The organism is Halovalidus salilacus (genome assembly GCF_031852275.1).
In the GTDB taxonomy this organism is placed as follows: domain Archaea; phylum Halobacteriota; class Halobacteria; order Halobacteriales; family Natrialbaceae; genus Halovalidus; species Halovalidus salilacus.
Genome location: NZ_CP134700.1, coordinates 3,611,097 through 3,637,599 on the forward strand (window position 1 = coordinate 3,611,097; position 26,503 = coordinate 3,637,599).

A 26,503-nucleotide genomic window follows, 5' to 3' on the forward strand; every position below is an offset into this window, starting at 1 on the left:
GCGAGATGAGGGGGCCGGGCCTCCTCTGGATGCTCCAGACGGCGGCGGGACTGCCGATGGCGGGCCCGATGTTCTTCATGGGCGTTCACTACCTTCAGTCGGGCCGGACCGTCGGGGGCGTCGCCTTCCTCGCGCTCGGGGCGGTCGCCCTCTACCTCCCGACGTACCTCCTCAACCGGATCGGCGGTCCGCGATCGTGGCTCCGGGGAGTAATCGGTCGCGGAGGTGGGGGAAAGGACGCGGCCGACGAAGGCGGTGGCGACGAGTCCCGATCCGACGCGCGGGGGTCGACGGTTCTCGAGCGCCTGCGACGATGACGGAACCGGTCGGGTATCGCCCCCTATTCTGACTCCTCGAGGACGTCGACGTACCGAACCTCCACGTCGACGTCGCCGTCCGCGTGGCGTTCGATCCGCTCCTGGAGCCGCTCGGCGAGGTCGTCGCCCATCTCGTCGGGCGGCCCGCCGACCGTCACGATCACCTGTTCGGGTTCCCGAATCGGATACCCCTCGCCCATCTCGACCTCGAGCGAGAGGAGTTCGTACCGGCCGTTCCCCTCCTCCTCGAGGGCCGCCTGGACGTCTTCGCGGGCGTTCTGCTCGAAGGTCGCGTTCTGGTAGGAGCCGTAGGTGATCCCGCCGAGCAGCGCCGAGAACAGCAGGACGACGGCCCCGAACTCGAGGATTCGTCGCCGAACGCGCTTCTGGGTCGGCTGGATGTCGAAGAAGTTCTCCGGTCGGTACCCCGCGTACCACAGCGTCACGAGTCCGGCGAGGTTCACCGACAGCAGGTTGACGAAGACGAGCGCCGTCGAGCCGATCGCCGCCGTCGGGTTCCCCCACGCGATGGCGATCCCCGCGGCGGCCGCCGGCGGGATCAGGGCCGCGGCGATCATGACGCCGACGAGGGCGACCGACAACTGCGTCGCGATGCTCACGATGCCGGCGACGCCCGCACCGAGCGCGACGACGAGCGAGAGGAGATCCGGCGTCAGCCGCTCTTCGATCTCGCCGACCTCGGTGATGTTCAGCCCCGGCGGGACGACGTTCGTCGTCCGCATCAGCCACGCGAAGATCGCCGCGGCGCCGATGGCGACGACCACCCCCAGCAGCTGGTACACCATGCTCTCGCGGAACAGTTCCTCGTCGTCGATCACCGACCCCACGCTCGCGCCCATCGCCGGCCCGATCAGCGGTGCGATAACCATGGAGCCGACGACCACCGCCGGCGAATCGAGCAACAGGCCTGCCGTCGCGACCAGCGCGCTCAGCACCGTCATCGTCGCGAAGATCCCGAACGCCGGCGTCAGCGACTTCGCCTCCGCCTCGAGTTCCTGACGCGAGATGCGATCGGAATCGACGTCCCCCTGGTCGTACCGCTCCTGAAGCTCCTCGAAGCGCCTCGAGACGACCGTCTCGGCGTCGAGCACGACCGTGTAGGCGTCCTCCTCGATTCCCTTCGACTGCAACTCGTCGAGCACCGACTCGACCGCGCCCGACGGGAGCGGAAAGTAGACCACGACGGCGTACTCGCGCCCGCTCGTCTCCTCGGTCTGGACGTAGTCGATCCCCCGTTCGTCGAGACACTCGAGGATCTCGTCCCGGGCGCCCGTCGGCACCGTCAGCTGAACGAGACGCACACGATATCGACGGGAAAACGGGGCATAACTGCGTTGCAGGCGACGTCCGGTCCTCGAACGGAGTCGAAGGTCATTCGAGAGCGCTCGAGCGCGAGCGAACCCGCGTCCCGAACCGCTCGTCACGGCGTTTATAAGGCGGCGGCGACTGACGGACACGTATGTTCGACGAGCGTCCCGACCGCGACGCCGAGGTGGTCCTCGTCGGTCGGTCCAACGTGGGCAAATCGACCCTCATGCGCGAACTCACGGGGCACAGCTTCGACACCGGTGGCAAGCCCGGCGTCACCCGCCAGCCGAACCACTACGACTGGGCGCCGGAGGACTTCGTCATCACCGACCTCCCCGGCTTCGGCTTCATGAGCGGCGTCCACGAGGACCAGCGCGAGCAGATCAAGACCGACATCGTCCGCTACCTCGAGGAGTTCGCCGAGCACGTCCTCGTCGGAGTCCTCGTCCTCGACGGGAAGAGCGCCGTCGACATCATCGACCGTCACTCCGGCCCCGACGAGATTCCCTACGACGTCGAGATGTTCCACTTCCTGCAGGACCTCGGGGTTCCGACCGTCGTCGCCGTCAACAAGATGGACAAGGTCGACGACCGGGACGAGCGCCTGAACGAGATCTGCGACCGCCTCGGCCTCCTCCCGCCGTGGAAGCAGTGGCAGGACACCATCGCCCCCATCACCGCCAAGCAGGGGCGCATCGAGCCGCTCCGCGAGGCGGTTCGGACGCACCTGCACGGCCAGCAACGGGACGACCTGTTCAAATTCTTCTAGTGCGAAGCTGATCGACGGTCGAATCGATCGTTTCTCGCCCGCCTCGAGTCCGAACGATCGGACGGTCGACCGAACGCATACCAACATACGTTGGACGAGGGAGTTTCCGTCTCCGGGCGCTCGGTGCGCGTGCGGTCCGTTCGGCCCCGTCCGGACCGACCGTCGAGTCCGGCCGCTGACTGACGGCCGCTCGTGGACACCATCGGAGCCGTCGGCCCGAACCGGATTGTGGGTCGGCGGTACCCGCCGGTGGACAGCGATCACCGATCGACGATACCCACCGGTCGACGAGGTCTCCGTTGTCCGACCGAGTCCCCCGTTTCATTATCCATCGCCTCCACGACCCAGACGTCACACCGTCTCCAGACGCGTTTGGCTCGGCTTCGAAATTCTTTCACTCGTTACGAACGTTTTGGAATCCTCAACCTGACAACTCGTGAAGTTGAAGAGGGGATATCCTCGTTTTATCACACCATTATAGCACCCCCGTACTACGGTTATTGTCATCTGTTCTCACGTATCAGTGTGAATTTATATGCTCGATCGTGGGCGTATGCAGTGATGTCCACGAGCGAACATCAGTCACCGTTGCCGGACGACCTCGCGTCACCGCAGGCCAAACTCGTCTACCTCGCGATCGACAGCGTCGGGGAGGCGACCGTCGCGGACCTCGAGCAGCTGCTTGGACTTCCCAAGCTCACGCTGTTGTCGGTTCTCGCGTCGTTGAGCGCGAAGGGGCTCGTTCGGAACACGGAGAACGCGTATGTCGTCAGCTGATCGCGCGCCGTTTCTCGAGTCCGACGCGCCGACCGCGGTCGACTGCTACGTGCGGACGGCCGTTCCCGCGACGCTCGTCGGGACGATCGACGCCGTCGCGGATCGCCTCGAGCGACTGAGCGAAACGGACGCGATCGCCGAGTACCGGATCCGCGGGTGGCCGCCGGAGAACGACGCGCTCGCCGAATCCGCGGCGAACGAGACGCGCGACGAACTCGTGTCCGCGTTCGAAGCGTGGGCGGACGAGCGCGGTCACACGCTCGAGCCGGCGTTTCGCCGCGAACGCGTCCCGTCGTCGCCGCCGGGAACGCAGTCCGACGACCGCCGCGAGCGGGTCCGCGTGCCGATCGTGGCGCTCGCCGTCCGCGACCGTGAGGCGGACCGGCTCCGCGGGGTCGTTCCCCACACGGCCGATCCGGGGACGGACGCCGAACGAACCCGAACCGTCACCGAGTGGCTGCGCGCCGCCGAGGCGACGAAGACGCCCGAATCGGAAACTGCGTTCGGGTCGACCGGCGGAACGACGCTCCTGGAGGGGCGACGGTGACCGCCCGACGTCACGAGGAGGACGACGGCCTCACCCTCCCGGACCGACAGCCGCTCGCCGGGCGGACGTGTCTCGTCACCGGCGCCTCGCGCGGGATCGGACGGCACATCGCGTCCGAACTCGGGCGGTACGGGGCGACCGTCGTCGTGAACTACCGATCGTCGGAGGCCGCCGCGCACGCGGTCGCCGACCGGATCACCGAGGCGGAGGGGGAGGGGCTCGGCTATCCGATCCGGGCCGACGTCACGGATCTGGACGAGGTGGCCGCCATGCGCGACGCCGTCGCGGACGCGCTGGGACCGATCGACGTCCTCGTCGCCAACGCGGGCGTCACGCGGGATCGGCGCTTCGCCGAGATGTCCGCCGAGGAGTGGCACCGGACGATCGACGTCTGCCTCCACGGCACGTTCAACTGCACGAAGGCGTTCTACGACGACATCGAACGCGCCGACCACGGCCGACTCGTCACGATCTCGAGCGTGGTCGGCAAGCAGGGGAACGTCGGACAGGCGAACTACGCCGCGGCGAAAAGCGGCCTGTTCGGGTTCACGCGATCGATCGCCCTCGAACTGGCGCCCTCCGGTTCGACGGCGAACTGCGTCGCGCCCGGGTTCACCGACACGGAGATGGTGCAGACGATCCCGGAGGACGTGCGGGCGGAGATCCGGTCGAACGTCCCGCTCGGGCGGTTCGCCGATCCCGACGAGATCGCCGGCCTCGTTCGCTACCTCGCCGGCGAGGAGTCGGGCTACATCACCGGCGAGGTCATCGACGTCAACGGCGGAACCGATCTCTGACGCCCTCCGCGTAGCCACCCGAGAGACGCTCACCGGTTCACCGCTTCGATTTCCTTCAAACGGTGGTATCCGGAGCGTAAACGGGTCACCGCGCGAAGCCGCTCAGTCCGGCCGGTCCCGACTCGCCCACCGATCGAGGTAGCGCTCCACGAGGTCCGGCGGATCGTACATCACCGCGTGACGGGAGCGTCCGTCGTACTCGACGATTCCCGCGTCCCGGAGTTTCGGGAGGTGGACGTGAACGAGTTCGATCTCGAGGGCGGACGCACGCTCTCGCGGAACGTCGTCGATCGATCGGTCCGATTCCCACGCCGCGATTCGTCGCGCCGCGTCGGCGACCGAGGTCCGCGTTTCGTCACGAAGGAGCGAGAGCAGCTGGCGGCGACGCTTGCTCGAGAGGGCGTCGAAGAGGGCGTCGATCCGGTCGCGCTCGTCGACCGTGCTCGTAGAAAACTCGGCGTCAGTTGTGTCCCATTTATTCGCCATCGACCGGTAATTGTCACCCGCAATTATAAAACCAGGTTACGTGGCCGCGTCCGGTACTACCGTCTCGCGTTTACGGCGGCTACTGCCTCGTACTCGGAGCGAGGGCGTCGATCGTACGGGCACCCAGACGTCGCCGATCAACGCGCGGAGTGGGAGAGGCGACGACCACCGACGCCTCAGACCACCCGATTGCGGAGCGCGTCCCCGCGCTCGAGTCGGTCCACGTTCTCCCGCACGATGTCGCCGACGTCCCGGAAGTAGTCGACCGTGAAGGCCGCACAGTGGGGCGAGACGATCACCTCGTCCATCCCCCACAGCGGCGAGTCCTCGGGGAGGGGTTCGGTCTCGAAGACGTCCAGGGCGGCCCCCTCGATGGCGCCGGCTTCGAGGGCCTCCACCAGCGCCGGTTCGTCGACCAGCGGGCCGCGGCCGACGTTCACGAAGTAGGCGTCCTCGCGCATGGCGTCGAACGCCTCGGCGTCGAACGTGTGGGAAGTCTCGTCGGTCAACGGCAGCGTGGAGATCACGAAGTCGGGTCCGGTAATCGCCTCGCGCAACTCGTCGCTCGCGTACATCTCCTCGAACTCGGGGAGGGGATCGCCCGAGCGCCGGACGCCGATGACGCGGACGCCGAGCGCGCCGAGAATCTCGGCGACGCCCCGCCCGAGCGTCCCCGTGCCGACGATGCACGCGGTCTTCCCTGGGAGGGTGAACGCGTCGTCCCACTCGGGTCGCTCCCACCGGCGCTCCCGCTGGTTCGCGACGTGCCGGTGGAGGCGGCGGGAGAACGCGAGGAGGTAGCCCGCGACCGTTTCGCCGACGCTCCGGCCGTGGATCCCCGTGCTGTTCGTGAGGACCGCGTCGTTCGCCTCGAGGTCGTCGAACGGGAACCGATCGACGCCCGCCTGGATCGAGTGGATCCACTCGAGGCCGAGCATCGCGTCGTCGTACGCGAGCGTGACGACCGCGTCGACGGCCTCGAGGCCGTCGTCGTCGACGATCGTAACCTCGAGCGGGAGGTCGGCGAGGTAACGCTCGAGTTCTTCGGGCGGGAATACCTGGTCGACCGATTCGTGGACGCCGAGCGCGTCGAGCGACTCCGGTGAAAGATCCATAGGGGCGGCTACGGAGGAGATCCGGTTCAAGGTTTGCCCCCCGGCGATCCGGTTCGGATCGGTGGCCGTCGAGCGTCTAGCACGGGGTGCGGGCGCCGAGAATTCCGCCGTTCATCGACGCGCTCTCGATGGCTCTCGGCGAGGTACTCGTCGACGCACGCGCGTGAGAAGCGGCTCGGAGGAAAAACCCTCGTCACAAGGGGCTCAGAGGGGGTAACATGTCGTCACTGCCGCCACCGTCCGTACGCGATCGAAGGGTTTTGGTCTGTCGCTTCGTTCGGTCCCCGCCACTCCCGCCTACGCCGTCCAGGACTCGAGGTCGCGCAACTCCTCGGCCACCGCCGAGACCGCCTCGGCCTCGAGCGGCCCCGCCTCCGTCACCACCTCCGTCACGCAGTCGGCGGGCGTCACGTCGAACGTCGGGTTCGCCACGTCGAGGCGGGCGTCGCCGTCGTACACCGCGGAGCGGTCGCCGGACTCGAGGTTGACCGCCTCGCGCGTCGACACCTTGTCCGTCGCGGCGACGACCGTCAGGGGGATCCCTTCGCGCGCGGCGGCGACGGCGAGCGCACGCGTCCCCGTCTTGTTCACCACCGAGCCGTCGGGGTGGAGGGTATCGGCGCCGACGAGCACCCGGTCGACGTCCTCTCGGGCGAGCAGGTGTGCCGCCGCGGCGTCGGTGTGGACCGTCACGGCGAGATCCTCGTCGGCCAGTTCCTCGGCGACGTCGATCCCCTCCCGGGCGGGTCGGGATTCCGCGACGAACACGCGCGACGGGTCGCCCCGGCGGAGGGCCTCGAGGACGGTCCCCGAGCGCGAGATGGTCATGACCGACGCGCCGCCGTCTCCCCCGTCTCCGCCACCCTCGAGCAGGTCGGCGGCGTTCGCGGCGGCCCGCTCGTCGGCCTCGAGCGCCCGGTCGATCCCCTCGAGCGCGGACTCGAGGGCGGCGGGAGCGCCGAGTTCGTCGTCGCTTTCACCACCGTCGAGCGCGCCGGCCATCGCCCGGTTCACCCGATTTCGGAGCACCGCCATCGAGGGTCTGGCCTCGAGCAGTCGCCGGGCGAGTTCGGCCAGTTCGTCCCGCTCGCCCGCCGGATCGGGGCCGTACTCCGCCCGCTCGGCGACGAGCAAGCCCGCGCGGTCGCGCAGCACCTCGAGGGCGCGGATCGACAGCCACGCCGCGCCGTGATCGCCGTCGGCGGCGATCGAGCGAACCGTCGGCGCGACGCGCTCGTAGGCCTCCCACAGTTTCGGAACCGTCTCCCGCGGGGCGACGCCGTCGGGTCGCTCGGCACCGTCCGCGAGGTCGAACGCGAGGCAGGCCGTCGGCGGGACCCACTCGAGGGCGTCGTGCTCCTCGCTGAGTTCGATCTCAGGCGACTCGAGTTCGACCTCGAAGAGGTACGGGCGGACCGCCCACTCCCGGCCCAGATCCTCGTCGACGGCTCGAACGGGACCGCTCGAGCGGACGAGCGAGACGTCCGTCCCGGGATCGAGTCCGGTCTCCTCCTCGATCTCGCGGCGGACCTGGCCGTCCGGGTCGCCCTCCGCGAAGCCGGAGACGCCGCCCCACTGGCCCCGGTAGGTGCCAACGGCGTCGCTGCGGCGCAACAGCAGGATCCGCCCGCGGTGGCGGAGGAACGCGGTGACGACGCGGTCCCTCGAGTCCCCGTCGGGTCGATCCGTTTCAGCCCTCGAGCCGCCGGTATCGCTCCCCCGATCGTTCATGGGCGAGTGGACGGCCCCCCGCGTGGAATCGCTTTCGGGATCCCGGGCCGGGTCACGAAATCGGGACCTCGAGACGGGTTCGGCTTCGAACTGGGGCGAAACCCGCCGTCGCGGCGTCGAGCGAGTGATAAATAGACTCTACGAAGACGCATCTAACCGTTATCCATATTTCTGTAGCGCATAACTGCTTTAGGTTGGAAAACCTAACTACTAACCACTTCTACGACGATGTCATGTGTTTGAGAAATGTCTTCTAAGTGGTGATAAGTCCCAGCAGATTGGTTATTGATTTTTCTTCCCACTTCTGCTGTGAGTGTAGCTTCAAATTCGTAAGTTCCCGTTGGAACAGTACCATCTTCTGTTGGTTCAAAATACATACTCCAAGTGGCCCCGTATATCATATCTTCATTATTAAGATCAGCAAAGTTACCGACTATTTCTTGATTGAAATTTCGAGTAGAAACATCACTATCCTCACTCACCACAGCTTCAAATGGGTTTGGTCCTGGTAGATCCCACGCCTCCTCAGCAAGAATTTCTAAACCTGCTTGAATGACCTTATCTGCCGTTGTATCATTTCCTTTTGATATTTTTTCTGCATTTCTAAAATTAATTGATGCATTGCTAGGAATGCTTTTCTTTCCAACTTCTAATTTTATGTCCCGTATTTCACCCCACGAAATACTGCTCGTGCTTGAATCATCGTACACGTCCATACCAGCTATAATTGATTGAGTGAAAGATGTGATTGTATTCTCAATCTTATCAACACCAGTAGCTACCGATCGAATATCTGCAACAGTTTCTCCGGTGTCTGTTTTTACAATATCTGTACCGAAGGCGTCGTACCTTAAATCACGGGCATCATCTGCCTTCGAACTATTACTAGCTAAATTAATAGCTGGGGCAGTAATAATTCCACCGTATATTCCTTTTAGAGCTGCTCTTCTACCAATGTGTTTTTCATTTTTACCCATACATATCACTTGCTTGTAACTGTATTAAATCTTTCCAAAGGTAAAAATATTATTTTTTATGTGCGCTATTATTGGTACGGTCGCGGGATTGAATATTTAGTAGGGTAGAAGACAATGGTAAATAATGAGCGAGTACATTATTGGGGTCGACGTCGGCGGCACCTTCACCGACGTCGCGCTCTCGGTCGACGACCGCCTCGTGACGGCGAAGGTTCCCTCGACCGAGCCCCAGCACCTGGGCGTCCTCGAGGGGATCGAGAAGGCCTGCGACCGGGCGGACATCGACCCCTCCGAGATCGACGCCTTCGCCCACGCGATGACCGTCTCGGTGAACGCCCTCCTCGAGCGCCGCGGCGCGAAGACGGCGCTCGTCACCACCGAGGGGTTCCGCGACGTCCTCGAGATCGGCCGCCAGGACCGGCCGGACCTCTACGACCTCGAGGCCGAGAAACCGGAGCCGCTGGTGCCCCGACGCCGCCGGCTCGAGATCGACGAGCGGACGACCGCCGCGGGCGTCGAGCGGCCGGTCGATCCCGACGCGGTCCGGGAACTGGCCGAGGAACTGCGCGAGGAGGAGGCCGAAGCCGTCGCGATCTCGCTGCTCCACGCCTACGCCGACCCGGAGAACGAGCGGGTCGTCGCCGAAGTCCTGCGCGAGGAGCTCGACGTCCCCGTCTCGGCCTCCCACGAGGTCCTCGCGGAGTTCCGCGAGTACGAGCGGACCTCGACGACCGCCGTCGACGCCTACGTCCGCCCGGCGATCGACCGCTACGTCGGTCGGCTGGTCGACCAGGCCGACGAGGCGGGCCTCCCCGCCCCGCGGATCATGCAGGCCAACGGCGGCATCGCCGACCCGGACATCGTCCGCACGCACGCCGTCACGACGGTGCTATCCGGGCCCGCGGCGGGCGTCGTCGGCGCCGCGGCGACCGTCGACGGCACCGAGGCGGACGCCGGCGTCGAGGGCCTCGTCACCTTCGACATGGGCGGCACCTCGAGCGACGTGAGCCTCGTCCGGGACGGCCGGGCCGAGCGGACGACCGACGCCGAGATCGCCGGCCTCCCGATCAGGACGCCGATGGTGGACGTCAACACCGTCGGCGCGGGCGGCGGGTCGATCGCGTGGGTCGACGCCGGCGGCGCGCTGCGGGTCGGCCCGCGCTCGGCGGGCGCCGACCCCGGCCCCGTCTGCTACGGGAAGGGTGGGACCGAACCCACCGTCACCGACGCAAACGTCGTCCTCGGCTACATCGGCCCCGAAACTGCCCTCGGCGGCGAGATGACCCTCGACGTCGAGGCGGCCCGCGGCACCCTCGAACGTCTCGCAGAGGAGGCAGGCCTCGATGGCGCTCTCGAGGCGGCCCTGGGGGTCTACCGCGTTGCGAACGCGACGATGACCCGGACGATCCGATCGGTGACCGTCGAACGGGGCCACGACCCGCGGTCGTTCGCGCTGGTGGCCTTCGGCGGCGCGGGACCGATGCACGCGGCGGCGCTCGCGGAGGCGCTCGAGGTCGACCGGGTCGTCGTCCCCCGCCCGGGGGGCGTCCTCTCGGCGTTCGGTCTGCTCGCCGCCGACGAGAGCTACGACGCCGCACGGACGGTCGGCGTACCGTTGGAAGAGGCCGAGCCGGCCGACCTCGAGGACGTCTACGACGGCCTCGTGGCGGACGTGATCGACGAGGCATCAGACCCCGAAGCGGCGCGCGTCGAACGGGCGGCCGACTGCCGGTACGCCGGCCAGAGCTTCGAGTTGACCGTCCCGGTCGACGAGCGGTTCGACGCCGAGTCAGTCGCCGAGCGCTTTCACGAGGCACACGAGCGCTCCTACGGCTACGAACTGGACGAGGCGATCGAGGTCGTCACCCTCCGCGCGACGGCGACGGTCCCCGGCGCGGAGCCGACCGTGCGCCACGACGGGCGCGGCGACGCCCGGATCGGCACGCGGGACGCCTACTTCCCGGAGACGGGCGAGAAACCCCTCGAGACGGCCGTCTACGACCGCGACGCCCTCGGGGCGGGCGCAACCGTTTCTGGACCCGCGATCCTCGAGCAGGCCGAGAGCACGACCGTCGTCCCGCCGGCGTGGACCGGCGAGGTGCTCGCCGACGGGACGCTGGTGATGACGCGCGGGGGTGGTGGTGCTGCGACTGAAACGGACACGGAGGTGGACCGATGACGGATTCGAACTCAAACTCGAACGCGAACGCGAACGACCGACCGGACGCCGCGGAATCGATCGACCCGATCACCCTCGAGGTGCTCCGGAACCAACTCGAGAGCGTCGCGGAGGAGATGGGACAGACCCTCATCCGCGGCGCGTACTCCCCGAACATCAAGGAGCGCCGCGACTGCTCGACGGCGCTGTTCGACGCCGAGGGACGGATGGTCGCCCAGGCGGAGCACATCCCGGTCCACCTCGGGGCGATGCCGGCGGCCGTCGAGGCCGTCCGCGAGCACGATCCGCGTCCGGGCGACGTGTTCGTCCTGAACGACCCGTTCACGGGCGGGACGCACCTGCCGGACGTGACGATGGTGTCGCCGATCGCGCCCTCGAGCGGCGAGACGGGCGACGGTGATTCGGAGATCGTCGGCTACGCCGTCTCCCGCGCCCACCACGCCGACGTCGGGGGGATGACCCCCGGCAGCATGCCGGCCGGCGCCCAGGAGATCTACCAGGAGGGGCTCCGACTGCCACCGATTCGGCTCGTCGAGGGCGGCGAGGTCCGCGAGGACGTACGGTCGGTCATCCTCGCCAACGTCCGCAACCCGCGCGAGCGCCGGGCGGACTTCCGTGCGCAACTGGCGGCGAACGAACGCGCCGAGGACCGCCTGGGAGCGCTGTTCGACGAACACGGCCGCGAGACCGTCCTCGCCGGGTTCGACGCCGTCATCGACTACTCCCGCGAGCGGATCGAACGCGAGATCGAGGCCCTTCCGGACGGCACCTACGAGGCGACGGACGTCCTCGAGGGCGACGGCGTCACCGACGACAATGTCGAGATCGCGGTGACGGTCGAGATCGACGGCTCATCGATCGACGTCGACTTCTCGGGGACGGCGGGGCAACTCGAGGGGAACTGCAACGCCCCCCTGGCGGTGGCCCAGAGCGCGGTCTACTTCGTCGTCCGCTGCGTGACCGACCCCGAAATTCCGCCGAACGACGGCTGCTACCAGCCCGTGCGCGTCTCGGCGCCGGAGGGGTCGCTGCTGAACCCCCGGCCGCCGGCGGCGGTCGTCGGCGGTAACGTCGAGACCAGCCAGCGCGTGACGGACGTCGTCTTCGCGGCGCTCGCGCAGGCCGCGCCCGACCGCGTGCCCGCCCAGGGCCAGGGGACGATGAACAACCTGACCGTCGGCGCCCGGGACGGCTCGTTCACCTACTACGAGACGATCGGCGGCGGCTTCGGCGCCCGCGCCGAGCGCGACGGCATGGACGGCGTGCAGGTCGGCATGACCAACACGCTCAACACGCCCGTCGAGTCCATCGAGACCGAGTACCCGCTCCGGGTCGAGCGCTACGCGTTCCGTCCGGACAGCGGCGGCCGCGGCCGGTATCGCGGGGGACTCGGACTCGAGCGCACGGTCACGGTCGAAACGGACGCGACGGTATCGCTGCTGACCGAGCGTCGCCGCCACGCGCCGAGGGGCGTCGCCGGCGGCGCAGACGGCGCGACCGGCGAGAACCTGATCGACGGCGAACCGGTGGGCGCGAAGACGACCGTCGACGTCCCCGCCGGAACGACCGTGACCGTCCGAACGCCCGGCGGCGGCGGACACGGCGACCCCGACGAGCGCGATCCGGCGGCCCTCGAGGCCGACCTGGCCGACGGGAAGCGAACCGCCGACGAGGAGGGGCAGAACGATGAGTGAGACCGATGACGATCCGCGGTCGGTCGACGACGGCGCCCGAATCAGAATCGGACTGATCGTTCCCTCCTCGAACACGACGGCCGAACCGGAGTTCCGGCGGGCCCTCCCCGAGGGCGTCACCGTCCACGGCGCCCGGATGGTCCTCGAGTCCGTCACGGTCGACGAACTGGACGCGATGAGCGAGGGCGCGGTGCGCGCGGCCGAACTGCTCGGCCACGCCGACGTCGACGCGGTCGCCTACGCCTGTACGACCGGGAGCCTCCTGCACGGCCCCGGCTTCGACGTCGAACTCGAGGAGCGCGTGTCGGCCGCCGCCGGCGCGCCCGCGGTCGCCACGGCCCGATCCGTGGTGCGGGCGCTCGAGGCCCTCGACGCCGAGCGGATCGCCGTCGCGACGCCCTACACCGCCGACCTCGACGAGAAGGAGCGCGCGTTCCTCGAGGCCGCGGGGTTCGGGGTCGTCGCGCTCGAGGGGTTGGGAATCGAAGCCAACGTCGAGATCGGCGCGCTGACGCCGGCGGACGCCCGCGAACAGGTGCGGACGCTCGTCGGCGACGAGGCTCTCGCCCCCGGCGACGACGTCGACGCCGTCTTCGTCTCGTGCACGAACTACACGTCGCTCGCCGCTGTCGACGAGCTCGAGGCCGACCTCGGCGTTCCGGTCGTCACGAGCAACGGTGCGACGCTGTGGGACGTCCTTCGGGTGCTCGCGGCCGACGGCGCCGACGCGCCCGAAACGGGGACGGGGTCGGGCCTCTGCGGAACCCTCGCGGTCGACGGCTCGGGAGCGCTGTTCGAGCGCGCGTCGCCCGGTCGACGGTAGCCGTCGTTTCATCGACGGTAACCGTCGGTTCGTCGCCGACGTGACGGAAGGGGCCGAGGGTGTCAGATCCGCTGGGAAACCCGCTTCGCAATCGTCAGGGCCCCCTGATCCCACGCGACGCGGTGGTCGAGGCCGGTCTCGTCGGCCGATTCGTCGGCCTCGTAGTGCTCGAGGTACCACTCGTAGGTCTCGACGAGCGCCTCCCGGTTGGAGTACTCCGGCTCCCAGCCGAGGCCCTTCAGCTTCTCGACGGAGACGTAGGAGTCCTCGTGGGCCGTCTCGTACACCCACGGGTACAGCGGCGAGAGGTTCAGCTTCTCGAGGACGCGGAGGATCCAGACCGTGAGGACCGCGGGCGTCCCGATGGTGCGCTTGCCCGTCCCCGCGTAGTCGATCGGGGCCTGGAAGTCCTCCTTCATCGTTCCGAACTCGTCGGCGCCGACGTTGAACGTGTCGTTGACCTCGTCCTCGTCCCCGGTGAGCATCAACTCGATGGCGTCGACGAGGTCGTTGACGTGCAACAGCTGGTAGTAGTTGTCGCCCCAGCCGACCAGCGGGACGTTCGCGCCGTCCTCGATCCAGTCGAACAGCACCTGGAACACGCCGAGGCGCTGGGGCCCGACGAACGTCTTCGGCCGGAGGATCGGGACGCACGCACCCATGCGGCGGAAGTCCTCGCAGATCTTCTCGGCCTCGATCTTGGCCTCTCCGTAGGCGCCGACCCCCTCGAGCGGCGACTCCTCGGTGATGGGGTGGTCCTCGTGGGTCCCGTACACCGCGGTCGAGGAGACGTAACACACCCGCTCGACGTCGGCCTCCGTGGACGCCCAGAGGACGTTCCGGGTTCCGTCGATGGTCGTCTCCCGAATCCGGTCGTCGTCCCACAGCGGGAGCGCGGCCGCCGCGTGCACGACCGACGTCGCGCCGCTCTCCTCGAGCGCGTCGGCGACGGACGCCTCGCTCCGAACGTCCCCGCGAACGAAGTCGATCCCCTCGGCGTCGTCCTCCTCCTCGAACGGCTTGCGGTCGAACGCGGTGACGTCCCACCCCAGGTCGCGGAAGTGCTGGCACGCGTGGAGGCCGAGGAATCCGGTCCCGCCGGTGACGAGAACTGACCCGCTCGAGTCGTCGGCTCGCTCGCTGTCGCTCATCGTGGAATCACCCGGAACGACCACACGGTGGCACAATAGTGTATTGCTGGAAATCGTGAGTTACAGGCGTCGTGACCGATGTAGAGCCGAGAACGGCTCCTCGAGCGAGGATCGAACGTTGAGAACGGAGATCGGACCACGCTCGAGCAGTGGCCGACTCGACCTCGGGCAACGTTGGACCCGAACTCGATTGGGGATCGAGTGGGTCCGCGGTCGGGTCGAGTCGTCCGCGGTCGGAAATCGAAACCCCCTCGAGGGAGCCCCTCGGACCGATCCCCGGCGTCGACAGTCAGTCTCAAGCAGGTGCTTTTTGCGACCCAGCGTGGCACGTGAGGGGGATAGATGGCCCGCGCGTACGCCGACCGGAACGGGGTCGCGGCGACCCTCACCGGATTGGTGAAGGAGATGCGCCCCTGGCAGTGGTACAAGCAGAGCATCCTCCTGCTGGGACTCGTCTTCTCCGAGAGCCTGTTCGATCCGGTCGCCGTCACGAACGTCGCCGTCGGCATCGTCGCCTTCTGCGCCGTCGCGGGCGCGACGTACGTCTACAACGACATCCTCGACCTCGAGGAGGACCGCGAGCACCCGCGAAAGCGGTACCGACCGATCGCCAGCGGGCAGGTCCCGATCGCCGTCGCGGCGACGTTCGGGGCCCTGCTGTTCGTTGGCGGCCTCACCCTCTCCTGGTACCTCGGCCCGCTATTCCTGCTGGTCGTTCTCGCCTACCTCGTCCAGAACGGGCTCTACTCCGCGTTCCTGAAGCAGATCGTCCTCGTCGACGTGATGGTGATCGCCAACGGCTTCGTCATGCGGGCGATCGCCGGCGTCGTCGCCATCGACGTCTCCCTGAGCCCCTGGCTCGTCGTCTGCACCTTCCTCGGCGCGCTGATGCTCGCCCTCGGCAAGCGCCGTCACGAGATGGTCGTCACCGACGACCCGGCCGCCTCGCGTACCATCCTCGCGGAGTACACCGAGGAAACGCTCGACCAGCTGCTCGTCGCCGTCCTCTCGGCGCTGATCGTCTCCTACTCGCTCTACACGTTCTTCGAGAGCGGCCTGTGGATGATGGCCACGCTCCCGTTCGCCTTCTTCGCGACCTTCCGGTACCACCACCTCGCCCACACGCGGGACCTCGGCGGCGACCCGAAGTTCCTCTTCGCCGACCGCCCCTTCCTCGCCAACCTCGTCGTCTGGGGCCTCCTCGTCGTCGCCATCCTGTACGACGTCCCGCCGCAACTCCTCGAGGTGATCGTCTCGCTCTCACCATGACGCGCCGATACGACCTCCAGGTCCACACGAACGCCTCGCCCTGCTCGAGCGCGCCGCCCGAGCGCGTCGTCTCGGCGGCGGTCGACGCCGGCCTCGACGGCATCGCCGTCACCGACCACGACACCCTCGAGAACGTCGACGCGGTTCGAAAGGCCGCGCCGGCCGACCTCGAGGTCGTGTCGGGGGTGGAGGTGACGACCACCGAGGGGCACCTCCTCGCGCTGGACGTGACGGCGGTCCCGCCCCGGGCCGACCCGCTGGCGGTGATCGACGACGTCCACGACCAGGGCGGCGTCGCCGTGCTCTCCCACCCGTTCGATTCCCTGCGCCAGTTCTACGAGCGCGACCTCGAGGCCCTCGCCGACGCCGTCGACGCGGTCGAGGCGGTGAACTCACGCTGCGTCCGCCGCCGGTACAACGAGCGCGCGGCGGCGTTCGCGATCGACCACGACCTGCCTGCGACCGGCGGGAGCGACGCCCACTTCCCGATGGAGGTCGGGCGGGCGTACACGACCGTCGAGGGCAGGGTGGACGTCGGAGGCGAGGATGGGCTCGAGGGGAACGGCTCGCTCGCCGGCGCCGTCCTCGAGGGGCGCGTGCGACCGGGCGGCCGCGGACGGTACCTCTCGGGCCACGTCGCGACGAAACTTCACCAGTTTCGGACCGCCGCGGGTCGCACGCTCGAGCGCATCGAATCGGGGGGATCCGCGCGACGATGAGCGGCGAAGCCGGCGGAACCGGCGGCCTCCGCGGAACCGTCGCGGACCGCTGCCGGCGGCTCGTCTCCGACCACGGCGTCTGGCTGACGGGACTGCTCTCGGTCGCCGCCTTCCTCGGCCTCGCCGTCTACGCCGACGTCGGCGACGTGACCGGCGCCCTCCGCGCCCTCGAGTGGCGGACGTTCGCGGCCGTCATCGGCCTGACGACCGTCGGCTACGGCTTCCGGTTCGCCAAGTGGCACTACTACCTCCGGCGCCTCGAGATCGACGTTCCCGCCGACGCCAGCGCCGTCGCCTTCTTCAGCGGCCTGATGATGGTCGTCACGCCGGGGAAGGCCGGCGAGGTCTGGAAGGCCTGGTTCCTCCGCGACGCCCGCGGCGCGTCCGCGAGCGAGGTCACCTCCGTCGTCGGCGCCGAGCGCATCACGGACCTCCTCGCGCTCTGCGCGATGGCCGCCCTCGGCGTCCTGGTCTACAGCCGCTCGTCGCTCCCCGTCGCGATCATCCTGGCCGTCCTCGCGGCCGGCATCGGCCTCCTCCGGTGGCGACGGGCCTGCATCGCGATCCTCGAGCGCCTCGAGTCGGCCCCGCTCGTCGGCGACCACGCGGCCGACCTCGAGCGGTTCTACGAGAGCGCCTACCGCCTGTTCCACCTCCGGCCGCTGACGGTCTCGACGCTGCTCAGCCTCGCGGCGTGGGGGCTCGAGGGCCTGGCGTTCTGGCTGGTGCTCGAGGGGTTCGGCGTCGAGGCGGGCGTCGTGGTCGCCCTGTTCGTCTTCGGCTTCGGGTCGGTCGTCGGCGCCGTCTCGATGCTCCCCGGCGGGGTCGCGGCGACTGAGGCGTCGATGGTCGGCGTGCTCGTCGCGCTCGGCTACCCCGAGGCCGTCGCCGCGGCCGCCACGATGGTGATCCGCGTCGGCACGCTGTGGTACGCCGCCGCCCTCGGGACGGCCGTCTTTCTGGCGTACAAGGCGACTCGATGAGTATGAGCAGAGACATCATACGGATCGACTCCACTTGGTGGTGTGATCAGGTTCCATCCACCCAGCATCGAAACGAGCGAGACCACCACGAAAGCCCCCGGCGGCGTCCGGTCGATGGGCTTGTTGCGCGCGCTCCCTTCGGTCGCGTGCTTACTGCGCCCGTCTTCCCGGACGCCGCCGGCCCCTTTTCATTCCCACCCGCGGTGGCCGGCCGGGTAGCCGACATGGGTGGGAATGAAAGGGGCTGGCGCGCTTGGCCGGTCTGGCGACGTAAGCACCGGAGCGACGAGAGGAGCGAGGAGCGCAGCGAGATCAGACCGGCCAAGCGCGCCAGGGGCTTTCGTGGTGTTCGAAGCCTTGGAAAGTAATACCCAGTCGGCGCTGTACACAACGTACGAGAGTTCCTCGAGGCGGTGACGGTGCGTTTTTGAGGGCGCTCGCCGCACTCACCGCTATGGAACTGCACGCAGTGGAGGGGCTGCCCGAGATCCGCGCCGGCGACGACCTCGCCGCGCTGATCGCGGAGCGGGCGGGCCTCGAGCCGGGCGACGTGCTCACCGTCGCGAGCACGGTCGTCTCGAAGGCCGAGGGGCGGACGGCGAACCTCGAGGACTACCCCGTCAGCGGCCGAGCCCGAGAGATCGCGGACCGAATCTCGGAGATTTCGGGGGGAGGAGAAGGACCCCCGGTTCGCACAGGCCGTCCTCGAGGAGAGCACCGAACTGCTGATCGACGCGCCCTTCCTCCTCGCGGAGACTCGATTCGGCCACATCTGCCCGAACGCGGGGATCGATCGGTCGAACGTGCCGGATCACGACATCCTGCTGCTGCCGACGGATCCGAGCGGGAGCGCGGAGCGGATTCGTTCGGGGCTCGCAGAGCGCGGCCACGAGGACGTCGCGGTGATCGTCACCGACACCTGCGGGCGACCGTTCCGCCACGGGCAGCGCGGCGTCGCCATCGGCTGGGCCGGGATGCCCGCCAGCCGGGACTGGCGGGGCGAGGAGGACCGCGACGGCCACGAACTCGGCGTCACCGTCCAGTCCGTGATCGACGAACTCGCAGCCGCTGCAAATCTCGTCACGGGGGAGGGCGCCGGCGGCACCCCGGCAGTCGTCGTCCGCGGCTTCGAGTTCGGCGACCACGAGGGGAGCGACGAACTGTTCCGGGCCGTCGAGGACGACCTGATCCGGCAGGCGCTGCGAGAGTGGGAGTTCGACGGCTGAGGTCGAGACTCGAGCGGCGGACGAAGACGAGACCCGAGCGGCGGAGATGACACCGACGCTTACGGTCGAGGGGGCCGTATCCGGAGGCGATGGAACTCGACGCGACCGACGCGGACTTCGTCTGTCGACGGTGTGACGAATCAGTCGCCCGGCTGGACGGCGCGCTGCGCTGTCCCACCTGCCGCGTGCGGATTCCCGTCGTCGACGGCATCCCTCGATTTCCCGTCCCCGCGGCCGTCTCGTCCGGCGGGGACGTCTTCGACCGGCTTGCGCCGATCTACGAGACGCCGGTCTGGTTCCCGCCGCTGTACCGCTTCATCGGCGGGCCGTCGGCGCCCCGGGACGATCGGCTGACGGTCGCCGAGTTGCTCGACCTCGAGGGCGAGAGCGAGGGCGAGGGTGAAAGCGTGGGCGAAGGCGAGGGTGAAAGCGTGGGCGAAGGCGAGAGCGATGACGAGGACGAACCCGGAGGCGACCGCGACGGCCTCTCGATACTCGACGTCGCCTGCGGGACGGGCCGATTCACACGATACGTGGCGAACGACGCCGCGGTCGCGGTCGGCGTCGACCTCTCCGACGGGATGCTCGAGAAGGCGCGCCGGTACGCCGCTCGAGAGGGGATCGAAACCGCCGCGTTCGCCCGGATGAGCGCCGATCACCTCTGGTTCGACGACGGCGCCTTCGACCGAGCGGCGTGCTGCTGGGCGCTCCACATCTTCCCCGACGTCGACGCCGCGCTCGAGGAGATCCGACGCGTCCTGCGACCCGGGGGCCGATTCGCCGGAACGACGCTGGTCGACGAGTACGTGCTCGGCGCGCCACCCGTGCGGTTGCTCGCGAACCGAACGCTCAACGCCGACCCGTTCGCGCCCGAGGAGTTTCGCGACCGGCTTCTGACGGCGGGATTCGACGATCTCGAGTTCGACCGGCGCGGCTCGGTACTGTTCTTCGGGGCGCGCGCCGACTGAGGGGCGCCTCCGAGCCGATCGGCGTCGCGCGTCACGGCCACCATCTCCGGTGACGGTGTCCTTTTTACGCCGCCTTCCGACCCTGCGGGTATGAACGAACGCGCGCCGCCGACCCCCGACGCCCCCGCCGCCTTCAGATCCGATTCTGCGGGGGACGCGAGCGGCGACGGCCGATCGGGAGGGATCGACCGATGAGCGACGACGGAGCGAGGCCGACTCGAGCGATCGAACTCACCCCCGAGCACCCGCTCGATCGGATCGCCGACCTCGCCGCCCTCGCCGAGTCCGAGGGCTTCGACGTCGCGTTCGCGAGCAGCCACTACTTCAACCGGGACCCGTTCGTCGCGCTCTCGCGGATGGCCGACGCGACGGAGGAGATTTGGCTGGGACCTGGCGTCGTCAACCCCTACGAGACCCACCCCGTCAAGCTCGCCGCGCAGGCGGCGACGATCGACGAGGTGAGCGACGGTCGAGCGGTCTTCGGCGTCGGCGCGGGCGACCGCTCGAGCCTCGCGAACCTGGGCGTCGAGCGCGACCGCCCGCTGCGGCGCGTCCTCGAGTCGTTCGAACTCGCCCGGGACCTCTGGGCCGGGGAGACGGTCACCCACGAGGGGACGTTCACCGCGCGTGACGCCTCCCTCAATCTCGAACCGGCCTCGGACCGCATCCCCGTCTACGTCGGCGCGCAGGGTCCGCACATGCTCCGAATGAGCGCGAAGCGCGCCGACGGCGTCCTGATCAACGCCGCCCACCCCGCGGACCTCGAGCGGGCGGCTGGCGAGCTCGAGCGGGGGCTAGCTGAGCGCCCCGACGACGCCGGCCCGTTCGAGGCGCTGGCGTTCGCGAGCGTCAGCGTCGCCGGGGACGAGGAGGAAGCGCGCGAGGCGGCCCGCCCGCCGGTCGCGTTCATCGTCGGCGGCGCGGCCGATCCCGTACTCGAGCGCCACGACGTCGACCCCGAGGCGGCGACCGACGTGAGCGAGGCCCTCGAACGTGGCGCCCTCGGGGAGGCGTTCGAGCGCGTCACGCCCAAGATGATCGACGCCTTCTGCGTCGCGGGGACGACCGAGACGGTGGCCGAGCGGTTCGAGGCGGCCCTCGAGCACGTCGACGGAATCGTCGTCGGCTCGCCGCTGGGACCGAATCTCGAGGACGCGATCGAGCGGGCGGCCGAGGCGCTCGAGCGGGCGAGCGGGGAGTGAGGGCGGTGCGGCGACGTCGCACCCGGTGACGCCATAAATGGTCGCGGATACGAGGAGTAATTCCTATCGAGCAGAGCGAAGCGTGTCGGGGCATGCAATCCCGGCCGTTCGACGCCGACGAGATCGTGTCGTTCTACGCGGACACCGCGTGGGAGTACCGCACCTTCTGGAGCCACCGCAACATCCACTACGGGTTCTACGACGACGAGCACGCGACCCACCGGGAGACGATGGCGAACTCGAACCGGGTCTACGCGGACAAACTCGAGGTGGACGAGACGGACACGGTACTCGACGTCGGGACGGGGCGCGGCGGATTCCCGGTCCACGTCGCGGCCGAGCGCGGCGCCGAAGTTCGCGGGATCGAAATTGGATCATGAATCAGCAGTCGTTACAAGCAACGAGTAATAACCCACAGTCGGTGGAATTCACGGAAAGAGACACCAATACCCTTGCTATTAGGATATAGAACGGATAGATAGTGTAGTGAGTAGAACTGCGCCACGTCGATGGGAATATAGAACTGTCAGGCCTCCACGCGATGAAACGAAGAAAGAAGCCAAAAATCCTCAACAACTTCTGAACGAATACGGCGACAACGGCTGGGAACTCGCTGAGACAATTGGTTACACCGGCGGTGGTACCAAATTCCTCGTGTTTAAACGGCCAGTTGAGGCCGGCGACAGCACCGACAAGGAGTGATGCAGTGTGAGCGAGTCCACTGGTTCATCTGAGATCAGTACCGCCAATACGATGCGCGAGCGGGCCGGTGAAAACCGACTCAAAGTGTGGCTTCTCCTTGGTGCGAACCGCCTCCAAGTGACCGCTGTCATGGCAGCGATCGTGTTCGCGACGTTCATCGTAGCCGTCACTGTCATTCCAGAATCGTTACTCCCACAGCTCCAGACAGGCGACACTATCGAGACGATGTTCTCGACAATGATTAGTGCAATAATCACTGGCACGACGCTCGTCGTCACGATCAGTCAGCTGGTCCTCTCTCAGGAGAACGGCCCTCTTGGCGATCAGCGCGATCGGATGGAGGGCTCGATGGACTTCCGTGATTTCACCGAGGAGCTGATCGGCTCACCTAGTCCGTCTGATCCGTCGGCGTTCCTCCGGGAACTCATCGGAGTGAGCCAGCACCGAGCTGAGACACTTCAGACAACTATCGATGCGAACGACAACAACGAGCTTCGGGAGGAAGTCGATGAGTTCACCGAGAGCTTCATCGGTAACGCCGAATTCGTCCGTGACCAGCTCAACGGAGCATCGTTCGGGAGCTTCGACGTGTTGTTCGCCGCGCTCAACTTCAACTATGGCTGGAAAATATATCAGGTCGAACGGCTCGCTAATAAGTATGAGGCCGACCTCTCCAACGAAGAGCAAGACCTTCTAGACGAGTTGAAAACCGCACTCAGCCTGTTTGGCCCGGCTCGAGAACACGTTAAGACACTGTATTTCCAGTGGGCGCTCGTCTCGCTCTCACAGATGATTATCTATGCAGCAGTGCCGGCGCTAGTCGTCGCTGGTGTCATGCTCACAGTCGTTGACGCTGGGACATTTCCGGGAGCGGCGTTCGGCGTGCTAAACATGACGTGGGCGATCGGATTGGCATTTACGATTACACTCCTCCCGTTCCTGCTGTTTTCGGCTTACGTTCTCCGGATCGTCACTATCGCAAAACGAACGCTCGCCATTGAACCGCTTATCCTTCGCGACTCCCAGCGGTAGACTATCTTTTTTCAAGGCGAGAATCCCACCCTTTAGGGCGGGCGTGAAGCCGACAACTCCTACACGAACCACCGTCGGTTGCAGGCCGAATACCCCACGACTGCAAACCTTTATTAGAATTGGGTGTGTAGAAATCAGTACGGCCAAATGAAGTACAACCTCGAAACCGGGTCGCACACGGTCTACGCGCTCCAATATCACTTCGTGACCGTCACGAAGTACCGCGCAGACCTCCTCACCGACGAAATCGCAGAGCGCGTCGGGGAGATTGCCAGCGACATCTCCGAGGACTTCGGCGTGAACATCCAGAACGTCAACGGCGGAAGCGACCACGTTCACATTCTGTTCACGGCGAAGCCAACGACCGACCTCACCAAGTTCATCAACTCACTCAAGGGCGTCACGTCCCGCAAAATCCGCGACGAGAACCCCGAGGTTCGGCAGGCACTCGACAAAGCGTTCTGGCAACCGGGGTACTTCCTCGCCACCACCGGTCAAGTGAGCATCGACGTACTCATGAAGTACGTCGAGGAGCAGTAGCGATGTCCACGACCGTCACGAAGACGTTGCAGGCGACGTTTGCGCCACCCACCGCGCACAAACAGTCGAAACTCAACGACCTGCTCGACACGTATCGTGACGGTCTGCAAGAGGCGTTCGACGCCGGGGCGAGTACCATGTCGGCGGTGAGTGACATCGTGACGCCCTACGACCTGCCATATCAGGCCAAAGCCGCGCTCTGCAACTACGTCCCGAAACTCCGCAAGACGTACAACGCGAAGGAGTTGGACGACGAACACCCGATACGGCTCACGAATCAGGCTGGAAAGTTCGACCACTCCGACGAACGCGACTACGAGTTCACGTGGTGGGTTCCGCGTCCCGGTCGGGGAACGAACTTCTGGATACCGCTCCGCATCAACCCTGAACAGGAAGACCTCTGGCACGCCCTCATATCGGAGGACGCGAAGGCGGGAGAGATACGGCTTCAGAAGCATCGGAAGAACTGGGTACTGCACGTCACCGTCAAGTACCCGGTCGAAGAACCAGCGACAGACGGTGACGCCACGCACATCGGCTTAGACATCGGAGAAACCGCCCTCATCACGGGCTGTGCCCTCAAGGACGGTTCTCCGACTGACCCGTTCGTGTGTAGCGGAAGCAGAGCGAAGCATCTCCGCAAAGAGATGCACACGACCCTGAAACGACTCCAAGAGCGTGACGCATCCGAGTGGCGGATTGAAGACCGCTTCTCGCACTACCAGAACGCGCTCACCGACATCGTGGAGAAGGCGTCTCGGCAAGCCGTCGAGTACGCCAAGCAGTACGAGAATCCGGTGTTGGTGATGGAGGACTTGACGTACATCCGTGAGCGGCTCGACTACGGGAAGTACATGAATCGTCGGCTTCACTCGTGGGTGTTCGCCCGACTGCAAGGGCGCATCGAGGACAAGGCGACGGAAGCAGGCATCCCGGTCGAGTACGTGAATCCGGCGTACACCTCGCAAACGTGCCACTCGTGCCACCGTATCGGTCGGCGGGACTCACAAGCCGAGTTCCGGTGTCCGAACGACGACTGCCACGTTTCGACGTTTCAGGCCGACATCAACGCTTCCGCGAACATCGCACGACGGGTTGACCCGTGGGGAGAGAGCGTCCCGCTTGACAAGGCGGAACGCGATGACTCGCCACGAGATGGGAGCGGTTGTGACACCGCCACGACTCCGTCCGAGACGGCTTCGCCGTCTCGTGGTCACGAAAGACGCGAAGCGTCTTTCGAACGACACCGTGAGACGAGCGTACCAGCGCAAATGACGCTCACGGCGTTTCGAGAGTCGAAACCCTCTGCCAGCGACGACTGACTGGTATTCCCCATGCGTGGGAAGCCTCGCCGTTTACGGCGAGGAGGATGTCACCAGTAGATAGTGGCACGGTTTCGTTATTCGCTCTGGATCCGTCGGCCGTATAGTCGGGTCGTGGTACTGTGGAAGCGAGTACCTCGAAGATCTCCTGGTCAAGACACTGTCAGCGCTGCTCAGTGCTCTCGAATCGGCCCCGAAAACGGGTGAGCCAGCCACGGCGACCGCCGGGGGGACGGGCGCCACGGTCCGAGTTGCCCCAATTGACGATGAGCGTGTCCGACTTTCGAGAGAAATCGGACGAGGACCGAGCGAAACGGCGCGAGCGTCGGCGCTCGAGGACCGTTCGAGCGCCGCGTCGATCAGTCGGACGTGAAGAGGCTGCCGATGGCACCGAGGGTGAGAACGCCGAAGACGCCGACCGAGGCGACGATGAGGATCCCCCCGGCGGCGACCAGCAGGGGAGCGAGGCCCTCGCCCAGCGCGACGTCGGTGAAGAGTCCGATCATCTCCGTGAGGTTGTCCACGATGACGTTCAGTGCGACGGCGGTTTCCACTGTCATGATCGGGGGTTTTCACCGGGAGTACTTGGCCGTGCCGGTCCGTCGCAGGGGGCGTCACGCGACCGCTGCGAGGGAACGACCGGCGTCGTTCAGCCCAGATCCGACGGGGTCGGCAGCTCACCCGCCCCGACGACGATCGTCCCGTCCCGATGGACGACGACGCCGTGACCGAACAGCGCGACCTGGAGGACGACGCCGGATCGGCCGCCGTCGCCCCTGATTCCTCCGTTCGCGGCGTCCTCACCCTCCGAATCCTCGCTCTCCGCTTCCTCGCCGACGCGGTCTTCGTTCCCGTCTTCGTCCCCCTCGTCGTCGCGATCGGCGTCGACCCGGAACACCACCGCCTCGAGCGTCGGCGACCCGTTCGCGACCGCCTCGACGATCTCGTCGGTGACGCCCTCGACGATCCCCTCGACCGTGAACGCGAGCACGTTCGGACGCGCGGCATCGACGACGCCGTCGGCGTCGCGATCGGTCACCCGACGAAGCACGTTCGGATCCGGCAAGAGGTTGTCCGCGTCCGGCGTCGCAAACCCGACGTCGACCGACTCGAGGCGAAGCGACGCGGACGAGCCCTCACCGAGGTCGATCACCACGGTCTCCGAATCGCCGATTTCGATCTCGACGCGCTCGGGGGTCAGGGTCGCGCCGGCCACCGCCGCCAGCATCTCCTCCGTGATCGTCGTCGTGCCCTCGAAGGCGAATCCAATCGCCCCGGGCGGCCGGGCGTCGAGGTCGGTTTCGGTCACCCGGACGGCGTCCGACCCGTCACGATCGATCCTGATGCTCATGGGAGTCTTTCGGAGCGACCCGGAGGCGCCCCGTATCGAAGACGTCGACGCGGTATGTCTTGCTGTTGGAGAGTTCGAACGAGACGACCGTCTCGCCGCCGTCGTCCCCCTCACGCCCCGACCCGGCGGCGACGATCCGATCGAGCGCCTCCGGGTCGACGTGATCGTAGAGCCGAATGCCGAGATCCGAAGTGACCGCCATCGGATCGACGTCCTCGAGGGCGCAAATCGCCTGGATGATGGCGATGCTGGCCGGCGTCTCGTCGTCGTGCTCGTGTTCGATCACTGGCTCGTCCATCGGTTGGTACCCCTTCCGCACGAAGGGGTAAGGTCTCGGTGCGTGAAAGGGCAGGTTCGAACCCGAGTTCGGGACGTGAAAATACCAGTAACCGAACAGTCTCTCGGGGGCGAATTCCGTACGCTGACGGATTCTGTCGCCCGACAGGCGTTTTGACACGGCAGTTATACTACCGCGTCCCCGGGGGCCGGCGACGGCG

27 protein-coding genes and 1 pseudogene are annotated in these 26,503 nt (G+C 67.0%); 19 read left to right on the forward strand and 9 right to left on the reverse strand.

Annotated features, from left to right (window positions below; all coding sequences use genetic code 11):
* The first annotated feature begins 5 nt into the window (after nucleotides 1–5).
* Entirely contained in the window at nucleotides 6–317 is a 312-nt protein-coding gene (locus RJT68_RS17805) for a hypothetical protein (RefSeq protein WP_407037873.1), read from the forward strand.
* Nucleotides 318–340: 23 nt separating this feature from the next.
* Here the strand turns inward: RJT68_RS17805 and RJT68_RS17810 are convergent, their stop codons facing one another.
* The gene (locus RJT68_RS17810) at nucleotides 341–1,639 is read right to left on the reverse strand and encodes a TIGR00341 family protein (RefSeq protein WP_407037874.1); all 1,299 of its coding nucleotides are present in this window, start codon (nucleotides 1,637–1,639) and stop codon (nucleotides 341–343) included.
* A gap of 158 nt (nucleotides 1,640–1,797) precedes the next feature.
* Here RJT68_RS17810 and engB point away from each other — a divergent pair, with 158 nt between their 5' ends.
* From engB to RJT68_RS17830, 4 genes are all read left to right on the forward strand, one after another.
* A complete protein-coding gene (gene engB / locus RJT68_RS17815) occupies nucleotides 1,798–2,415 on the forward strand; it encodes a GTP-binding protein EngB (protein ID WP_407037875.1) in 618 nt (205 codons plus the stop codon).
* 561 nt (nucleotides 2,416–2,976) lie between these two features.
* On the forward strand, nucleotides 2,977–3,192 hold the full coding sequence (locus tag RJT68_RS17820; RefSeq protein WP_407037876.1) for a MarR family transcriptional regulator: 216 nt from the start codon (nucleotides 2,977–2,979) through the stop codon (nucleotides 3,190–3,192).
* A complete protein-coding gene (locus RJT68_RS17825) occupies nucleotides 3,179–3,739 on the forward strand; it encodes an HTH domain-containing protein (RefSeq protein WP_407037877.1) in 561 nt (186 codons plus the stop codon). The genes RJT68_RS17820 and RJT68_RS17825 overlap by 14 nt, the downstream gene beginning before the upstream one ends.
* Nucleotides 3,736–4,536 (forward strand): beta-ketoacyl-ACP reductase, encoded by an 801-nt coding sequence (locus RJT68_RS17830; protein WP_407037878.1) that lies wholly within the window; start codon nucleotides 3,736–3,738, stop codon nucleotides 4,534–4,536. The genes RJT68_RS17825 and RJT68_RS17830 overlap by 4 nt, the downstream gene beginning before the upstream one ends.
* Before the next feature lie 102 nt (nucleotides 4,537–4,638).
* Here RJT68_RS17830 and RJT68_RS17835 read toward each other — a convergent pair whose 3' ends face one another.
* The 4 genes from RJT68_RS17835 to RJT68_RS17850 form a co-directional block, all read right to left on the reverse strand.
* Nucleotides 4,639–5,022, reverse strand: coding sequence for a DUF7344 domain-containing protein (locus tag RJT68_RS17835; protein WP_407037879.1), 384 nt, complete (start codon nucleotides 5,020–5,022; stop codon nucleotides 4,639–4,641).
* A 176-nt stretch (nucleotides 5,023–5,198) separates the two neighbouring features.
* Nucleotides 5,199–6,137 (reverse strand): D-2-hydroxyacid dehydrogenase, encoded by a 939-nt coding sequence (gene ddh / locus RJT68_RS17840; protein WP_407037880.1) that lies wholly within the window; start codon nucleotides 6,135–6,137, stop codon nucleotides 5,199–5,201.
* Nucleotides 6,138–6,434: 297 nt separating this feature from the next.
* A complete protein-coding gene (locus tag RJT68_RS17845) occupies nucleotides 6,435–7,868 on the reverse strand; it encodes an NUDIX domain-containing protein (RefSeq protein WP_407037881.1) in 1,434 nt (477 codons plus the stop codon).
* Nucleotides 7,869–8,071: 203 nt separating this feature from the next.
* Complete coding sequence (locus RJT68_RS17850) at nucleotides 8,072–8,845, reverse strand: hypothetical protein (RefSeq protein WP_407037882.1); 774 nt, start codon at nucleotides 8,843–8,845, stop codon at nucleotides 8,072–8,074.
* Between the two features lie 124 nt (nucleotides 8,846–8,969).
* Here RJT68_RS17850 and RJT68_RS17855 point away from each other — a divergent pair, with 124 nt between their 5' ends.
* The 3 genes from RJT68_RS17855 to RJT68_RS17865 are packed head-to-tail and all read left to right on the forward strand — an operon-like array spanning nucleotide 8,970 to nucleotide 13,541.
* Nucleotides 8,970–11,024 carry a hydantoinase/oxoprolinase family protein gene (locus RJT68_RS17855; protein WP_407037883.1) on the forward strand — a complete coding sequence of 685 codons (2,055 nt, stop codon included), beginning with the start codon at nucleotides 8,970–8,972 and terminating at the stop codon, nucleotides 11,022–11,024.
* Entirely contained in the window at nucleotides 11,021–12,718 is a 1,698-nt protein-coding gene (locus RJT68_RS17860) for a hydantoinase B/oxoprolinase family protein (protein WP_407037884.1), read from the forward strand. The genes RJT68_RS17855 and RJT68_RS17860 overlap by 4 nt, the downstream gene beginning before the upstream one ends.
* The gene (locus tag RJT68_RS17865) at nucleotides 12,711–13,541 is read left to right on the forward strand and encodes a maleate cis-trans isomerase family protein (protein WP_407037885.1); all 831 of its coding nucleotides are present in this window, start codon (nucleotides 12,711–12,713) and stop codon (nucleotides 13,539–13,541) included. Before RJT68_RS17860 ends, RJT68_RS17865 begins: the two co-directional genes overlap by 8 nt.
* A gap of 62 nt (nucleotides 13,542–13,603) precedes the next feature.
* Here RJT68_RS17865 and RJT68_RS17870 read toward each other — a convergent pair whose 3' ends face one another.
* A complete protein-coding gene (locus RJT68_RS17870) occupies nucleotides 13,604–14,692 on the reverse strand; it encodes an NAD-dependent epimerase/dehydratase family protein (protein WP_407037886.1) in 1,089 nt (362 codons plus the stop codon).
* Nucleotides 14,693–15,034: 342 nt separating this feature from the next.
* Between RJT68_RS17870 and RJT68_RS17875 the strand changes: the two genes are divergently transcribed.
* From RJT68_RS17875 to RJT68_RS17925, 11 genes and pseudogenes are all read left to right on the forward strand, one after another.
* Nucleotides 15,035–15,961 (forward strand): decaprenyl-phosphate phosphoribosyltransferase, encoded by a 927-nt coding sequence (locus RJT68_RS17875; RefSeq protein WP_407037887.1) that lies wholly within the window; start codon nucleotides 15,035–15,037, stop codon nucleotides 15,959–15,961.
* Nucleotides 15,958–16,680, forward strand: a complete 723-nt coding sequence (locus tag RJT68_RS17880; protein WP_407037888.1) for a PHP domain-containing protein — start codon at nucleotides 15,958–15,960, stop codon at nucleotides 16,678–16,680. The genes RJT68_RS17875 and RJT68_RS17880 overlap by 4 nt, the downstream gene beginning before the upstream one ends.
* The gene (locus RJT68_RS17885) at nucleotides 16,677–17,663 is read left to right on the forward strand and encodes a lysylphosphatidylglycerol synthase transmembrane domain-containing protein (RefSeq protein ID WP_407037889.1); all 987 of its coding nucleotides are present in this window, start codon (nucleotides 16,677–16,679) and stop codon (nucleotides 17,661–17,663) included. The genes RJT68_RS17880 and RJT68_RS17885 overlap by 4 nt, the downstream gene beginning before the upstream one ends.
* A 454-nt stretch (nucleotides 17,664–18,117) precedes the next feature.
* Nucleotides 18,118–18,889, forward strand: a pseudogene (locus RJT68_RS17890) (coenzyme F420-0:L-glutamate ligase).
* A gap of 89 nt (nucleotides 18,890–18,978) precedes the next feature.
* Nucleotides 18,979–19,857 (forward strand): class I SAM-dependent methyltransferase, encoded by an 879-nt coding sequence (locus RJT68_RS17895; RefSeq protein WP_407037890.1) that lies wholly within the window; start codon nucleotides 18,979–18,981, stop codon nucleotides 19,855–19,857.
* 191 nt (nucleotides 19,858–20,048) lie between these two features.
* Nucleotides 20,049–21,059, forward strand: coding sequence for a 5,10-methylenetetrahydromethanopterin reductase (locus RJT68_RS17900; RefSeq protein ID WP_407037891.1), 1,011 nt, complete (start codon nucleotides 20,049–20,051; stop codon nucleotides 21,057–21,059).
* 92 nt (nucleotides 21,060–21,151) lie between these two features.
* On the forward strand, nucleotides 21,152–21,439 hold the full coding sequence (locus RJT68_RS17905; RefSeq protein WP_407037892.1) for an SAM-dependent methyltransferase: 288 nt from the start codon (nucleotides 21,152–21,154) through the stop codon (nucleotides 21,437–21,439).
* A 106-nt stretch (nucleotides 21,440–21,545) separates the two neighbouring features.
* Nucleotides 21,546–21,761 (forward strand): hypothetical protein, encoded by a 216-nt coding sequence (locus RJT68_RS17910; protein ID WP_407037893.1) that lies wholly within the window; start codon nucleotides 21,546–21,548, stop codon nucleotides 21,759–21,761.
* A 51-nt stretch (nucleotides 21,762–21,812) separates the two neighbouring features.
* Nucleotides 21,813–22,793 (forward strand): hypothetical protein, encoded by a 981-nt coding sequence (locus tag RJT68_RS17915; RefSeq protein ID WP_407040405.1) that lies wholly within the window; start codon nucleotides 21,813–21,815, stop codon nucleotides 22,791–22,793.
* A 147-nt stretch (nucleotides 22,794–22,940) separates the two neighbouring features.
* Nucleotides 22,941–23,333 (forward strand): IS200/IS605-like element ISHal1 family transposase, encoded by a 393-nt coding sequence (tnpA, locus tag RJT68_RS17920; protein WP_407037894.1) that lies wholly within the window; start codon nucleotides 22,941–22,943, stop codon nucleotides 23,331–23,333.
* A gap of 2 nt (nucleotides 23,334–23,335) precedes the next feature.
* Nucleotides 23,336–24,655 (forward strand): RNA-guided endonuclease TnpB family protein, encoded by a 1,320-nt coding sequence (locus RJT68_RS17925; protein ID WP_407037895.1) that lies wholly within the window; start codon nucleotides 23,336–23,338, stop codon nucleotides 24,653–24,655.
* A 359-nt stretch (nucleotides 24,656–25,014) separates the two neighbouring features.
* Here the strand turns inward: RJT68_RS17925 and RJT68_RS17930 are convergent, their stop codons facing one another.
* From RJT68_RS17930 to RJT68_RS17940, 3 genes are all read right to left on the reverse strand, one after another.
* Complete coding sequence (locus RJT68_RS17930) at nucleotides 25,015–25,215, reverse strand: hypothetical protein (protein ID WP_407037896.1); 201 nt, start codon at nucleotides 25,213–25,215, stop codon at nucleotides 25,015–25,017.
* Between the two features lie 89 nt (nucleotides 25,216–25,304).
* On the reverse strand, nucleotides 25,305–26,006 hold the full coding sequence (locus RJT68_RS17935; protein ID WP_407037897.1) for a hypothetical protein: 702 nt from the start codon (nucleotides 26,004–26,006) through the stop codon (nucleotides 25,305–25,307).
* Nucleotides 25,984–26,304 carry a HalOD1 output domain-containing protein gene (locus RJT68_RS17940; RefSeq protein ID WP_407037898.1) on the reverse strand — a complete coding sequence of 107 codons (321 nt, stop codon included), beginning with the start codon at nucleotides 26,302–26,304 and terminating at the stop codon, nucleotides 25,984–25,986. Before RJT68_RS17940 ends, RJT68_RS17935 begins: the two co-directional genes overlap by 23 nt.
* Nucleotides 26,305–26,503 lie beyond the last annotated feature (199 nt).